The organism is Bacteroides sp. RTP31139st1_H2_RTP31139_211217, assembly GCF_040227615.1.
GTDB lineage: Bacteria > Bacteroidota > Bacteroidia > Bacteroidales > Bacteroidaceae > Bacteroides > Bacteroides uniformis.
This window is the reverse complement of the sequence record NZ_JBCNZM010000122.1, coordinates 1-14506: the sequence shown is the minus strand read 5'-3', so window position 1 is coordinate 14506 and position 14506 is coordinate 1. Positions and strand designations below refer to the sequence as shown.

14 protein-coding genes are annotated in these 14506 nt (G+C 45.8%); 8 read left to right on the top strand and 6 right to left on the bottom strand.

Going from position 1 to position 14506, the window contains the following annotated elements; all coding sequences use genetic code 11:
• Positions 1-377, top strand: a 377-nt coding sequence (locus tag ABUA47_RS17435; protein WP_349831827.1) for a zinc metallopeptidase, incomplete at its 5' end; no start/stop codon positions are given.
• Between the two features lie 105 nt (positions 378-482).
• Here ABUA47_RS17435 and ABUA47_RS17430 read toward each other — a convergent pair.
• Positions 483-1646 carry a TPR end-of-group domain-containing protein gene (locus ABUA47_RS17430; RefSeq protein ID WP_035449623.1) on the bottom strand — a complete coding sequence of 388 codons (1164 nt, stop codon included), beginning with the start codon at positions 1644-1646 and terminating at the stop codon, positions 483-485.
• Between the two features lie 132 nt (positions 1647-1778).
• Between ABUA47_RS17430 and hisS the strand changes: the two genes are divergently transcribed.
• The 3 genes from hisS to ABUA47_RS17415 all read left to right on the top strand — a co-directional run bounded on the left by hisS (position 1779) and on the right by ABUA47_RS17415 (position 4234).
• Positions 1779-3140 (top strand): histidine--tRNA ligase, encoded by a 1362-nt coding sequence (gene hisS, locus ABUA47_RS17425; RefSeq protein ID WP_009036531.1) that lies wholly within the window; start codon positions 1779-1781, stop codon positions 3138-3140.
• Between the two features lie 146 nt (positions 3141-3286).
• A complete protein-coding gene (locus tag ABUA47_RS17420) occupies positions 3287-3445 on the top strand; it encodes a hypothetical protein (protein WP_165491391.1) in 159 nt (52 codons plus the stop codon).
• A 48-nt stretch (positions 3446-3493) separates the two neighbouring features.
• Positions 3494-4234 (top strand): EFR1 family ferrodoxin, encoded by a 741-nt coding sequence (locus ABUA47_RS17415; RefSeq protein WP_035449616.1) that lies wholly within the window; start codon positions 3494-3496, stop codon positions 4232-4234.
• 1 nt (position 4235) lies between these two features.
• On the opposite strand, the gene ABUA47_RS17410 is transcribed toward ABUA47_RS17415, so the two are convergent.
• The 4 genes from ABUA47_RS17410 to ABUA47_RS17395 form a co-directional block, all read right to left on the bottom strand.
• Positions 4236-4940 carry a LytR/AlgR family response regulator transcription factor gene (locus tag ABUA47_RS17410; protein WP_035449614.1) on the bottom strand — a complete coding sequence of 235 codons (705 nt, stop codon included), beginning with the start codon at positions 4938-4940 and terminating at the stop codon, positions 4236-4238.
• Entirely contained in the window at positions 4909-5961 is a 1053-nt protein-coding gene (locus ABUA47_RS17405; protein WP_051642938.1) for a sensor histidine kinase, read from the bottom strand. The genes ABUA47_RS17410 and ABUA47_RS17405 overlap by 32 nt, the downstream gene beginning before the upstream one ends.
• Before the next feature lie 19 nt (positions 5962-5980).
• Positions 5981-8422 (bottom strand): outer membrane beta-barrel protein, encoded by a 2442-nt coding sequence (locus ABUA47_RS17400; protein WP_165859169.1) that lies wholly within the window; start codon positions 8420-8422, stop codon positions 5981-5983.
• Between the two features lie 95 nt (positions 8423-8517).
• Positions 8518-9369 (bottom strand): bile acid:sodium symporter family protein, encoded by an 852-nt coding sequence (locus ABUA47_RS17395; RefSeq protein ID WP_117945452.1) that lies wholly within the window; start codon positions 9367-9369, stop codon positions 8518-8520.
• Between the two features lie 183 nt (positions 9370-9552).
• Here ABUA47_RS17395 and ABUA47_RS17390 point away from each other — a divergent pair, with 183 nt between their 5' ends.
• The 4 genes from ABUA47_RS17390 to ABUA47_RS17375 all read left to right on the top strand — a co-directional run bounded on the left by ABUA47_RS17390 (position 9553) and on the right by ABUA47_RS17375 (position 13149).
• Positions 9553-9825: a co-chaperone GroES gene (locus ABUA47_RS17390; protein ID WP_004290132.1), complete on the top strand. Its 273-nt coding sequence runs from the start codon at positions 9553-9555 to the stop codon at positions 9823-9825.
• Positions 9826-9862: 37 nt separating this feature from the next.
• A complete protein-coding gene (gene groL, locus ABUA47_RS17385) occupies positions 9863-11500 on the top strand; it encodes a chaperonin GroEL (RefSeq protein ID WP_349831826.1) in 1638 nt (545 codons plus the stop codon).
• 254 nt (positions 11501-11754) lie between these two features.
• Entirely contained in the window at positions 11755-11973 is a 219-nt protein-coding gene (locus tag ABUA47_RS17380) for a winged helix-turn-helix domain-containing protein (protein ID WP_005826242.1), read from the top strand.
• 156 nt (positions 11974-12129) lie between these two features.
• Positions 12130-13149: a threonine aldolase family protein gene (locus ABUA47_RS17375; protein WP_005835591.1), complete on the top strand. Its 1020-nt coding sequence runs from the start codon at positions 12130-12132 to the stop codon at positions 13147-13149.
• Between the two features lie 171 nt (positions 13150-13320).
• On the opposite strand, the gene ABUA47_RS17370 is transcribed toward ABUA47_RS17375, so the two are convergent.
• On the bottom strand, positions 13321-14506 hold a 1186-nt coding region (locus ABUA47_RS17370; RefSeq protein WP_349831824.1), incomplete at its 5' end, for a polysaccharide deacetylase family protein.

The window sequence follows — 14506 nt, the reverse complement described above, 5'->3', positions numbered from 1 at the left end:
TGCAGCATGCACGCGCATACGCTCCGTTGACAATGCGCAGCAAACTGGTGCCGGTAGTCTCTTTTGCCTCACAGTGGATGACGTGGTTGCTGCTGGCAGGTATCTTGCTGCTGAACTCCTTTCCGCAACTGTTGCTGGCGGGCATTATACTGTTTGCATTGACAACTTTATTCAGCTTCATCACCTTGCCGGTGGAAATCAATGCAAGTAAGCGTGCGCTGGTATGGCTTAGCAATTCCGGCATTACGAATTCATATAATCATGCGCAAGCGGAAGATGCACTCCGCTCGGCTGCCTATACGTATGTAGTGGCTGCTCTCGGTTCGCTTGCTACCCTGATTTATTATATCATGATATTCATGGGACGCAGAGATTAAACACATGATGCAGACATAAAAAACAGACCATCTGTTCACCCGAAACAGATGGTCTGTTTACATTAAATAGATGATGTGTCTCTGCCGGATGCATCATCTGTTTTTTTATTCTTGATAGGGCGACTGCCAGAACCAGGCATCGTCATTGACCACGTACTTGGCTTGGAAGAAGTTTTCTGCATTAGGGTCTGAGGGGCAAAGCAGTACATCGTCTGCTTTTATGCTATAGAGATTCTTGGCCATATAGCTGTCTAAATAATATTCTTTGGTAATCTTCTGCTGGTTATTCCAGTTGGCTTCTTCATTTAGGATTACCGGACGACCGTCTCGCAGACGTTCGCGCACTTCTTGCACGCTTAGCATGATGCCGTTTTCATCCATCACCCAGGCATTGTTGGTGGGGTCTACCCATATCCATTTATCCAAGGTATTGGAATAAACTACGTTAATGGAATGGCATTCACCAATGTATTTTTTGGGTAATCCGCTGATGTGGCGTGCCTTAAATCCCATGGACAGATAACAATCCTTCAGTACATGGGCAAGACCTCCGCAATGCAGACCTCGCGCACCGCCTTTGCAAGCTTCTGCCCATTTTATGATGTTGCTGCCTGCCGGACTTTCATGGTTTCCGTCATGTTTTATGGTATTGTGTATATAAGTCAGTATGTTCTTTATTTTTGATAGTTCGTCGCCTGCGCCTGCCACACTGTCCAACTTGAAGTATTGGCGTACCTCTACTAAATACTTGTTGTTGGGATTGATGTATTCGAAGCGGGGGAGTGTATCAGGGCGCTCATTGTGGGTGTATCCCGGTGTTTTTTGAAGTATGTCGAGGTAGTCACCCACTTTCTTCACTTTGGCAAGCACTGCCTTGAACCGTTTATCGCTGCGCAGGTTGTCTAAGTCGGTATCATTCATCATGTGGTTGTAATCTTGAAATCCATTGTCGTAGGCCAGTTCTAAATTTTTGATGGCTTCACCTTTTTTCTTTAACAAGGATTGGAAGCAGGCTAAATTGTAGTAATAGGACTGTATGAGCCAGCTGTACTTTTTCTGAGTGTTCTCGTCTTGTTCTTTGAACAGAGTTATCAAAGCCTTACCGTTCTTTTCGGCTTCTTTATAGTTTTTCTCATTGACGGCTTGTTGCAGCTTTTGTACGATGGTTTCTTCTTTTTGGTCGAAGTCTTTGGCGTTGCCGGATTGTGCCCGGCTAACACCGATGCCGCATAGCAACAACATGCAGAATAAAATCAGTCTCTCTTTCATAAATGTGTAAGTTTGAAGTTTGTTTTGGTCGTTTTTATGCGACGGTAATGATACAAAGGTAAACATTCTCTTTTCTTAATCAATAAAATACTGTAACTTTGTCGTCCGATTTTTAAAATAATTGAACTGATTATGGCAGCAAAACCAAGTATTCCGAAAGGAACCCGTGACTTCTCGCCCGTAGAAATGGCGAAGCGTAACTATATATTCAATACGATTCGTGAGGTGTATCATCTCTATGGTTTTCAGCAGATAGAAACGCCCTCGATGGAAATGCTTTCTACCTTGATGGGGAAGTATGGTGAGGAAGGCGACAAGCTTTTGTTCAAGATACAGAACTCCGGTGATTACTTTTCCGGACTGACAGATGAAGAACTGTTGAGCCGTAATGCTCCGAGACTTGCCTGCAAGTTTTGCGAGAAAGGTTTGCGCTATGACCTCACAGTACCTTTTGCCCGCTACGTGGTGATGCACCGCGATGAAATAACTTTTCCTTTCAAACGTTATCAGATACAGCCCGTGTGGCGCGCCGACCGTCCGCAAAAAGGACGCTATCGTGAGTTCTATCAGTGCGATGCCGATGTGGTAGGCAGTGATTCCTTGCTGAATGAGGTGGAGCTGATGCAAATTGTCGATACGGTATTTACCCGCTTCGGCATCCGTGTTTGTATCAAGATTAACAACCGTAAGGTATTGAGTGGCATTGCCGAAATCATCGGTGAGTCTGACAAGATTGTTGATATTACTGTGGCCATTGATAAGTTGGATAAGATAGGTCTGGACAATGTCAATGCCGAGTTGAAAGAGAAAGGCATCAGTGACGAGGCTATCGCCAAACTGCAACCTATCATTTTGTTGAGCGGAAGTAATGAAGAGAAACTTGCAACTCTGAAGGAAGTTCTTGCTGCCAGCGAGACCGGACTGAAGGGCGTGGAGGAAAGTGAATTTATCCTTTCCACCTTAAAGAACCTTGGCTTGAAGAACGAAATCGAGCTGGATTTGACATTGGCCCGTGGCTTGAATTACTATACCGGTGCCATCTTCGAAGTAAAGGCGCTGGATGTGCAAATCGGTAGTATTACTGGTGGAGGACGCTATGACAACTTGACGGGTGTATTCGGTATGTCCGGTGTCAGTGGTGTCGGTATCTCGTTCGGTGCAGACCGTATCTTTGATGTGCTGAACCAGCTTGACCTTTATCCGAAAGAAGCGGTGAACGGTACTCAGTTACTGTTTATCAACTTTGGTGAGAAAGAGGCCGCATTCTCAATGAATGTATTGACTGAAGTGCGTGCGGCAGGCATCCGTGCCGAGATTTTCCCCGATGCAAGCAAGATGAAGAAACAGATGGGGTATGCGAACTCCAAAGCCATCCCGTTTGTGGCCCTGGTGGGTGAGAATGAAATGAATGAAGGTAAGGTGACATTGAAAAATATGGAGACCGGAGAGCAGAAAATGGTCACTCCCCAAGAGCTGGTTAGCGAACTGAAATAATAAAAACTGAAATACATTTAAAAAGGAGCACAAAATTGCTCCTTTTTTTGTATATTTATGGCACAAATATAGGTATTTGTAATAGTGGCGTAGGAAAAATGAAACATCCTGCATTTATCTTTGTACTGACAAAAAAGGAGGTTCTTATGGTTTCTGTTGAGCTTAAGCAAGAAAAACACAATGCCCTCGTCAGTTTCCTGATGATTGTCATAGCGGTATTGTTCCTGCTCTATATGGGCAGTTCATTAGTGCATTCTACAAAAGCGTTCTGGGAAAATTATTCCATAGAGGAGCTGCTGGAATAGAAGGAATTCAAGTCAAATCACTACCTTTGTCGGCAAAACATACTGCCGATGATACTTTATTTTACCGCAACCGGAAACTCACGCTGGATTGCAGAATTGCTTGCAGAGGCTACGCATGATACTGCCGTCAGCATTGTTGATTGCCTTAAGCAAGGCCTGATACCCGCAGAGCTGTCAAAAGCTGACAGAGTGGGTATTGTTTTTCCGGTGCACTCATGGTATGCCCCCCGTGTCTTGATTGATTTTTTGTCGCAGCTCCGGTTGCCGGACTGCCGTTATCGTTATGCCGTGTGTACATGCGGGGACGATGTGGGAAAGGGAATGAACCGCCTGGCGGAACATTTTCCGTTGGATGCAGCCTGGTCTGTTGCAATGCCCAATACCTACGTACCGATGTTCGACTTGGACGATGAGGCGCTTTGCCGTAAGAAGATAGAGAATGCACGGCATGCCATTGCTTCGATTGCGGCGGATGTCATTGCACGGAAAAAGGTTTGGAGTGTGCATGAAGGCAGTGCTGCCTGGTTGAAAACGTATGTAGTGAATCCTTTGTTTGTACGTTTTACCATTGGTACCAAGGGATTTCATGTAGATGAAGGCTGTGTCTCTTGCGGAATATGCAGAAAGTCTTGTCCGGTAGGCAATATCAGGATGGTAGATGGACGTCCGGTGTGGGGAAAGCAGTGCATTCACTGCATGGCGTGCCTGCATGCTTGTCCCCAGGAGGTGATACAGTATGGAAAAACGACATGGAAGAAGGGGCGGTACCGGTTGACCGACTACTTATAGGCTATCGGGATATCAACTTGTCCTTCAATAGGGCATTCAGTACCTCATCGCGTAGGCTGCGGGCTATCGGTATCTTGTGTATCCCTATGATGAGCATATTCCCTTCTATGGCTTGTATTTTGCTTGTCTGCACAATGTAGGAGCGGTGTACTTGCATAAACAGGTTGTCGGGCAGGAATTCTAATAAACTCTTTAGGGGAGAATAGGTGATTTCCTTTGAGGAGGAAGTATGTATCAATACGTAGTTGCCCATACTTTCTATGAACAGAATATCCTGGATGGTCACCTTCTTGAGCAGTTTGTCTGTCTTTACGAAGAGGTAAGGCTCGGGAGTGGATTCTTGCTCTTTCTGTAGCAGTTCATGCACTCTGTTCACCGCTTTCAAAAAGCGGTCGAAGGAAATGGGCTTGAGCAGATAATCGGTTACATTCAGCTCATATCCTTTCAATGCATACTGCTCGTAGGCTGACGTGATGATGACTTTGGGAGGATTATGGATACCGCTTAGAAAATCAATGCCGTTGATGTAGGGCATTTCTATGTCCATAAACAGCAACTCTGGCTGTTCTTTTTTCAACAGCTCGTTCAGTTGCAGGGCGTTCTCGCATTCTCCTGTCAAAGTCAGGAAATCTGTTTTTTCAATGTAACCGCGCAATCCTTTGCGTGCAATCGGTTCATCGTCGGTTATCACACATTTTATTTTCATAGGGTGTCAGTTCAATGGTGAGTTCTGCAAAGAAAGTGTTTTCTTCGGGACATATCTTTAATAGGTGTCTGCCGGGATATAGAATCTGCAGGCGCTTCTTCATATTTTCAATTCCCAGGCCACTGCTCTTTTTACGGTGGGCGATTGCCGGTTGGTCTACAGAGTTCCATGCTGTAAAAACAAGCTTATTTTCAATAGCTTTCAAGGAAAAGTGAATCCAATAGGCTCCGCTGACATATTTGAAGGCATTTTCTACTAGAGGCTGGAATAGGAGAGGATGAATCTCCTGCGTGTGGAGGTGTTCGTCGTATTCCTCTGTAAGTACAAGTCGTTCACTCATCCGTAATCGCTGAAATTGGATGTATGCTTCCAGATAGTCGAGTTCTTGCTTTACGGTTACTTTCTGCTTGATGTCATACAGTTGATAGCGCAACAGTTCGGAAAGTAGCTCAATGGAGTGCTTGGCCTGCATGTTGGAGTCTTCTATCTGGAAATAGATGGTGTTCAGCGCATTGAAAAGGAAATGCGGATGATATTGTGATTTCAGTAGTTTGAGTTCTGTATCCAATTGCTCGTTTCGGAGCTTTTCCAACAGCAAGCTCTGGTGCTGGTAGTAATTGGATATTTCCTTGTTGCGGATGATTGTATAGTATAGTACGTTGAGGGGAACATAGATAATATTGACTAAGATATAGTCACTTATAGGTTGTCCTAATTCTATGAGTCCTAACGCGTAGGTGATTGATAGGGTAACGTTGGTCGTTATGAACAGTCCGAGTGTTATGTACGAATACTCTTTGCCTATGGATATTTCTTTTCTGAATATGTATTTATGAAAGATGTTCCGGAGGCAGTAATCCACTATATAGCAAAGTAATATGGTCAAGAGCAGGGCACGTAGCTGGTTGTTGAAGTCAGGCCACCACTCGGTTCCCCGCGAAGGGTCCGTTGCCAGCCTCAGGAAATAGAACTCAATTACTCCTAGGATTAGGGGAGATACCCAACGCAGGAAATGCTTCATTCGGAATTGTTTTAACTGGTTACAAATTTATTCGTTTACTTTCACTTATACTACTTTTAGGGGTAAATTCTTTCGGTGTCTCTCCTTTGTGGAAACGGAAAGAAAAGCCTACGCCCAGTTTCATTCGCATTTTCTCTTTATACCATCCTTGCTGGGTGGTGCTGAATACATCTATGTGTATGTGGCGTGAGGAGAATAGGTTCTCGGCAAAGAGGCGTAATGTCCCCCGGTCACCGAACATACTTTTGCTGATTCCCCCGGATACGGACCACGTGGGGGAGATGATTGCTTGTCCCTGGGGTGTCTTTCCGTTCCAATAGCCGTTCAGCTCGGCTGTCCATCCTTGGGGCAGATGCAGTTGGTGGCCTATGTAGAGCATGGGAGTAAACTTTTTGTTCCGGTATTCGTCCCCATCCATTTGCCAGGCATACTTCCGGTAGGTGAGGAGCAGGTTTGTATTAATCTGCCACCACGGGAACGGTTTCTGGTTGGCGGCACTCAGCCGTATACCTGCTGAATAGTCGGAAGAAAGATTCATGGGCAGTACCAATATGCGTTTGTTTTCTTCGGCCATGTAACTTTTAGTTATGGGATGCCGGGTATAGGAAGCCAAGAGACTCATCCGATAGCGACTCTTCAGGATATAGGAGAATTCGGTGTTATGGGCGAGTTCCGGTTCCAGGCGGGTATTGCCTTGTTCATACAGATAATTGTCGTTAATGGTGACAAACGGGTTCAGGTCCCGGTATTGCGGACGTACAATCCGTTTGCTGTACAGAAAGGAGAGCTGGTGCATATCCTTCCACTGGTATTGCATTTGCAGAAAGGGGAAGATATGGGTGTAGTGATTGGTGAAGGAAGAGTCTGCACGCAGGGCGTTTCCTGCCAGTTCTCCTTTTATATTGGTATTTTCTACACGTATCCCTGCTTCTATCTTCCAGGATTTTCCGAAAGATGTATTCAACGCTATATATCCGGCGTTGATATTCTCATTGTAGATGAAGTGATTGTTCAGTGACAGTATTTCTTGCCAGTTGTCATATTCTTTATTACAATAGGTGGCGGAGTTGTCGATAGATACAAAGGTAGTCTTGCCACCGATACCCAATGTCGTTTTCTCAGAGAGTGGTACAACAAGGTTCGTTTGTCCGCAATAGATTTGAATATCCCCTTCCATGTCTCCCTTGAGTAGGCTGTTCCTATATATTTCCGAGGATTCTATGAGCGAGAAACTACTTTGCTGGTCCTGTTTGTTGGCGTTGCCGAACAATTGGAAATCAAAGGAAGCATCCCATTTCAGTTTGTTGGGAGATTGATAGCCGGTACTGATTCCGCCAATCAGGTTGTGCTGGCTTGCTCTCAGGCGGTTCCGGGTGATGGAGGAGGAATCTGGAACTGCTGTGAGTGAATAGAAATCCGAGCCCAGCTTTTCTTTTCCCCGCCGGCAGATCCAGCTCCCGTTGAGATAGCCGTTCAGGTTGGTATGTGGAGTCAGCTCATAGTCGGCTGCAATCCTAAAGTTATGTGATTTATACGCGTAGGTACGATAGGCTTGCTGCCCCATATGAAAATCAAGGATTTGTTGGGTAGTCAAGTCTATGTACTCACGGGACATGGTGGTTTCGTTAAGGTCGATTCCCTCATAATAGGCATAATCGGTATATAGATTGAACTTGTTCTTGCGCAGGTTTAGATAAATGTTGCCATAACCGGAACCGTAGATGTACGCCTGATTGTAACCGGCATTCCCGCCGGTAATCAGTCCTTTTATATTTATCCTTTTTATTTCAATGTTTATCACTCCCGTTTTTCCGGCTGCATCGAGATGGGAGGACGGATTGTTTATCAGTTCTATTTTCTCCACTGTCGACGCCGGGATACTTCGCAAGTAGTTTATCAGCGTTTCTCCGCTCAGATAGGTTGTTTTCCCATTCATCAGTACGTTGATGCCTCCTTGTCCGTCCAGCAGAATATTGCCGTTGCTTTGAATTTGCACGCCTGGCATCTGTCTCAATGCGTCGTACAGATTGCCTTGTGTACCCGAGATGGTAGCCGAGAGGTTGTAGACCGTTTTCTCGGCCTTCATCTCTACCGGTACTTTTTGTGCAGTAACGGTGATACCGGACAATGCATAGGAATCTTCCTCCATAAGAATCCTACTCAGTTTGGCGGTTTCTGTGTCGGTGATACTGAAAGGGATATAGCGAGTTTTGTATCCTACGGCTGATGTCTTTAACAGATAACTGCCGTTATGCCGCAGGGGTAGGGTGAAGTGACCTTGTTCTCTGGTGACAGTGCCTTGTACAAAGGAAGAATCCTTTGCATCCAGTCCCACTACGGTAGCTCCTTCTATGGGTAGTTGCTTACTGTCGGTTATTTCACCTTGTACCGCTTGTGCCTGAAGTATGGAGAAGGGCAACAGCAATCCCCACAAAAGAATCGGAATTTGTTTCATCATCATATCCATTTGTTTTCTGCACGAAAGTAGATATGAAGAGGGCGGTAATCAAATAAAAAGGATGAATGGCAGGAAATCCGTGATGAACGGTTGGTTTCTTATCTTCGTTTTACTATTCCCACGTAAACCAGCAGAATGACGTTCATCATCAGTGCGTAGATAATAGCAGGTATTGCAATAATGTCATTGTTGAATACAAACGGACTACTGGCAACAGCAATTGCTTGTGCGGCATTCTGCATACCGATTTCTATAATGAGTGTACGTTGTTCTTTCCGGTTGAGGCGCATGGACTTCGATAGCACTACGCCGCCTCCCATAGCCAGCAGGATAAGAATGGAGATGCAGAGGCCCAGTTTGCCGAATTGGCCGGTGATGGTAGCATGGTGCTGTATGAAGAAGATGGTTGCCAGCAGGATAAGTGCAGGAAAGGCTGTCTTGGACAATATCTTATGAAGCCTTTCTGCCATTTGCGGACGGTAGCGCCTCGTGAGTATGCCGGCTACAATGGGAAGAAGCATTAGGACCAAGTTCTGCATGATGAGGCTGCCTACGGGGAGATGGATATCTATGTCCAGATTGCTGTCTACAAAGTGTGTGGCGAATTCCATAATCACGGGGATAGTGAACAGCGTAATAATGCTGCTGCATGCCGTCAGTGATACGGACAATGCTACGTCTCCTTTGGCTATCATGGAGAAGATGTTGGATGAGCTGCCGCCTGGCGAGCAGGCTATGAGTATGATGCCGATAAAGAACAGAGGTTCGAGATGGAAGACATGTCCTAAAGCAAATGCCAGTATCGGCAGTAGGATGATTTGGCCTGCCAGCCCGGCAATAATGGGGCGGGGGCGTTTGCGGAACAGTTTAAAGTCTTCGGTTTGTAATGTCAGTCCCAGTTCAAACATCAATAAGGTAAGAATGGGGAGGACTATCCATATTGCGTTCATAAGTCAAATCATTTTTGAGGCTGCAAAGATAGCAAATATTGTTGTATACTTTGCCATTTTGTCAGCCTTTGTCTGCCAAACAATCAGCTTGTTCGTTTGGCACGGTTTTCGTAAGTTGTTTATCGCTTGTTTAAAGCAAAATTACCATTATAACAAATGTATAACATATAAAACAAAAAGATTATGAACATTAAACCATTAGCAGACAGAGTGCTGATACTCCCTGCACCTGCAGAAGAAAAGACAATTGGCGGTATCATTATTCCTGATACAGCGAAAGAGAAACCTTTGAAAGGTGAAGTTATTGCAGTAGGCAACGGAACAAAAGACGAAGAAATGGTGTTGAAGGTTGGTGACACAGTGCTGTATGGCAAGTATGCCGGTACTGAACTGGAAGTTGAAGGAACCAAGTACCTCATCATGCGTCAAAGCGATGTGCTCGCTGTTTTAGGTTAATTTGTAAATTGTAAATCGTTAAATTGTAAATATAGTTATGGCAAAAGAAATATTATTCAATATCGATGCTCGCGACCAATTGAAGAAAGGTATCGACACACTGGCAAATGCAGTAAAAGTAACCCTCGGCCCTAAAGGTCGTAACGTTATCATCGAAAAGAAATTTGGTGCTCCCCACATCACGAAAGATGGTGTAACGGTAGCTAAAGCAGTAGAGTTGGCAGACGCATATCAGCATACTGGCGCACAGCTGGGAAAGGAAGTTGCTTCCAAGACCGGCGACGATGCAGGTGACGGTACTACAACTGCTACTGTTTTGGCTCAGGCTATCGTAGCCGAAGGTCTGAAGAACGTGACTGCCGGTGCTAGCCCGATGGATATCAAACGCGGTATCGACAAGGCTGTTGCCAAAGTGGTTGATTCTATCAAAGGCCAGGCGGAAACAGTGGGTGACAACTATGACAAGATTGAGCAAGTTGCTTCCGTTTCTGCCAATAACGACCCCGTTATCGGCAAGCTGATTGCAGACGCTATGCGCAAAGTTTCCAAAGACGGTGTTATCACTATCGAAGAGGCAAAGGGTACTGATACTACTATCGGTGTGGTTGAAGGTATGCAGTTCGACCGTGGTTACCTCTCTGCTTACTTCGTTACCAATACGGAGAAGATGGAGTGCGAAATGGAAAAACCGTACATTCTGATTTATGATAAGAAGATTTCCAACCTGAAAGATTTCCTGCCTATCCTCGAACCGGCAGTACAGACCGGCCGTCCTTTGCTGGTTATTGCAGAAGATGTGGATAGCGAAGCGCTGACAACTTTGGTTGTAAACCGTCTGCGTTCTCAGTTGAAGATTTGTGCAGTGAAGGCTCCGGGCTTCGGTGACCGTCGCAAGGAAATGTTGGAGGATATTGCAGTGCTGACCGGTGGTGTTGTCATCAGCGAGGAAAAAGGTCTGAAGCTGGAACAAGCTACTATCGAAATGCTGGGTACTGCCGACAAGGTAACTGTTTCCAAGGATAACACGACCATCGTAAACGGTGCCGGTGACAAAGAGAACATCAAGGAACGTTGCGAACAAATCAAGGCTCAGATTGTTGCTACGAAGTCTGATTATGATAAGGAAAAACTGCAGGAACGTCTGGCCAAGTTGTCTGGCGGTGTAGCTGTTCTTTATGTGGGTGCTGCTTCTGAGGTTGAAATGAAGGAAAAGAAAGACCGTGTGGACGATGCACTCCGTGCTACCCGCGCTGCTATCGAAGAAGGTATCGTTCCTGGTGGTGGTGTAGCCTATATTCGCGCATTGGATGCATTGGAAGGCTTCAAGGGTGACAATGTGGACGAAACCACAGGTATCGACATCATCAAGCGTGCTATCGAAGAACCGTTGCGTCAGATTGTTGCCAACGCCGGTAAAGAAGGTGCTGTTGTTGTGCAGAAAGTGCGCGAAGGCAAGGCAGACTTCGGTTACAATGCCCGTACCGATGTTTATGAGAACCTGCACGCAGCTGGTGTGGTAGATCCTGCCAAGGTTACTCGTGTGGCTCTTGAAAATGCTGCTTCTATTGCCGGTATGTTCTTGACTACAGAATGTGTAATTGTAGAGAAGAAAGAAGATAAGCCTGAGATGCCGATGGGTGCTCCCGGAATGGGAGGCATGGGCGGAATGATGTAAGATTGTTTTCCCTGATTGCTTAATCAAATAGGAGAACCGCAGTGTCTTTTTGATAGATACTGCGGTTTTTTTGTTCTATTTACCTTCTTGATTATTAATAAAAAGCGTGTAATATTACAAAAGTGTTACAAAAATGATTAGTTTTCATATCTTTTGCTCGTTTTTGTTGTTGGTAAAATAAAAAATCATATCTTTACCCTTCGTAAAGATAACCTAATCAACAAGAACTATTAACCTTTTTAATTGAAGAGAAAATGAACAAAAGCGAAATTGGACTAAATGCTGGGAAAGTTTGGCAGTTGCTTAGCGATTATACCAGATGGAGCTACGGTTCTTTAAAGAGGAAGTCCGGACTGAAGGACAAGGAGTTGGGAGCCGCATTGGGGTGGCTTGCCCGTGAGGACAAGATTGAAATTCATCAGGAAGAAGATGAACTTTATGTTTCACTAGGGGTAAATGTTTATATCGGATAAAGGAAACCGATTGAATGGATTGATTGAGGAGCACAGATTTCGCAGTGCGGAAGCATTTTCTGCCGGGGGGATGAAATCTGTGCTCCTTTGTTTTTTCATGTTGCAGAATATTCTTTCCTTTGCACATTCTTTTCAATGAACAAAAACAGAATGACTATGAGAAGTTTTGCTTCAGACAATAATTCAGGCGTACATCCGCTGGTAATGGAGGCACTGAACCGGGCCAACAGTGACCATGCTGTAGGTTATGGAGATGACCCTTGGACAGAGGAGGCTGTCTGTAAAATAAGAGAAGCGTTTACGCCGGATTGTGAACCGTTGTTCGTATTCAACGGTACGGGCAGTAATGCGGTGGCTTTGCAGCTGTGTACCCGCCCTTATAATTCCATTATTTGTGCAGAGACTGCACATATCTATGTCGATGAGTGCGGTGCGCCTGCCCGTATGACAGGTTGTCAGATTCGTCCTATAGCTACCCCTGACGGCAAGCTGACGCCCGATTTAGTCCGTCCTTATTTGTGCCATTTCGGCGAACAGCATCATTCGCAGCCCGGAGCCATCTATATTTCGCAATGTTCGGAGCTGGGCACTGTCTATAAGCCGGACGAGTTGCGGGCTTTGACGGATTTGGCCCATCGGCATGGCATGTATGTCCATATGGACGGAGCCCGTCTGGCAAATGCTTGTGCAGCCTTGAATCTTGGCTTTAGGGAACTGACAGTGGATTGCGGGATAGATATCCTCAGCTTCGGTGGTACGAAAAATGGACTGATGTTGGGAGAAAGCGTGGTTGTCTTTAACCCAGCTTTGAAGAAGGAAGCTTATTTTGTGCGCAAGCAGTCGGCACAGCTCGCATCCAAGCTCCGCTATCTGTCCTGCCAGTTTACTGCCTATCTGACGGACAGCCTTTGGTTGAAAAATGCCGCGCATGCCAATCGTATGGCAAAGATTCTTTACGACGGATTGAAGGAATTGCCAGGTGCGCATTTTACGCAGAAGGTGGAAAGTAACCAGCTTTTCCTTACGATGCCCCGTCCGGTGATTGACGAGCTGTTGAAGGACTATTTCTTCTACTTCTGGGATGAGGCCATCCACGAAATCCGTTTTGTAACCTCTTTTGATACTACGGAAGAAGATATCGAGCAATTGCTGCAATCGGTAAAAAGGCTTCTCTGAAATATATAAAAGCTCCTAACCTTCACAGGCTGGGAGCTTACTTCGAAACTTTCCCCTCTTGGGGGTAGGGGAAGGTTTACTGAAAACAAACCGATTGAATATTTACCTTAAATACCTTTGCACGATAACCTTTTTAACTAACCTTTTCAATAAATCCTTGTTAGAGTATGCTTATATACCGACAGCCTCGCGGACCGGTACAAAAGTGTAGCCTTTTCGTTTCAGCGTCTTAATCATCTTGTCCAGATAGCCATTATAGAACTTGTCTGTGCGGCGGTCGTCCGTTCCGAAGTGTATCAGCATTAGGTGTCCGTTCAGACCTTCTTTCTTTTCCACCTCCATAATCTTGTCGTAGATGAGTTTGCTACTCCGGTACTTCTGTCCCATGTCCGGAGTGGTGTAGTCGGCATTGCTCATGGTACCAGGGGTATAGTTGATAACTTGAATACCCATATTCTTTGCCCAGGCAGATATTTTCTTGTTATAGTATTCGTAAGGAGGAATATAGACGGGAGCGTCCTTGTATTCGATACCTGCCTTGCGGAGGGTCTCGTAGCTTTTCATCATATCGTTCTCAAACTCTTCGCGGGTGACCAGCAGAGAATCACGGTCTTCCCAAGGCATGTACAACAGATGTCCGTAACTGTGGCTGCCTACAAAATGCCCTTCGTCGAGCAGGCGTTTCACTACATCGGGATAGAGTTCATAGAACTCTCCGGTAAAGAAGAAGCCACCTTTGATGCCATGCTTCTTCAAGGTGCTGATGATGGCATCGGCACCGTCTGCTTTGTCGGCGGCAGTGAATACGAGGGTGATTTGCTTTTTTGAGGGATCGGTGCGGATAATGCCTCCGTCCACATATACATTCTTGTCATTTGGGATACCGGCTTGCTTCATTCCATCCTTCTGCATGGCAGAGAGGTAGTACGTGAGGCAGGCGGTTCCGTCCATGGTAGGCTCATTGGTGGAATAGTCGTGGATGGCGTCGTGATATACCATCAGGTCTGGCTGGAAGCGTTCGTAGTCTTGTCCGGGAGTTCCGGGAATTCCCGTCATATTGACACCGCGCAGGCTTTCGAAGATGGTACGATAGACAGGACCGTCCACCAGTCCGCCGGTAGTATTGCCCACGCCTGCATTCAGCAGTGAGGAGTGGGGTTGCGAGGGATAGTCTCCGTAAAGGGGAAGTTCCACAATCATGCTGGTTCCCCAAGGGTTACAGCCGAACAGCCAGTCGCGCAGGGAGGCTTCCATTTCGGCGTATGTGTCATCGCCGGTGGTTTCACGGTACAGCCGGCATTGGGTTAGCATGGCGGTAGTCAGATTGTTGGAACACCAGATGTAGGGTATACCGTGC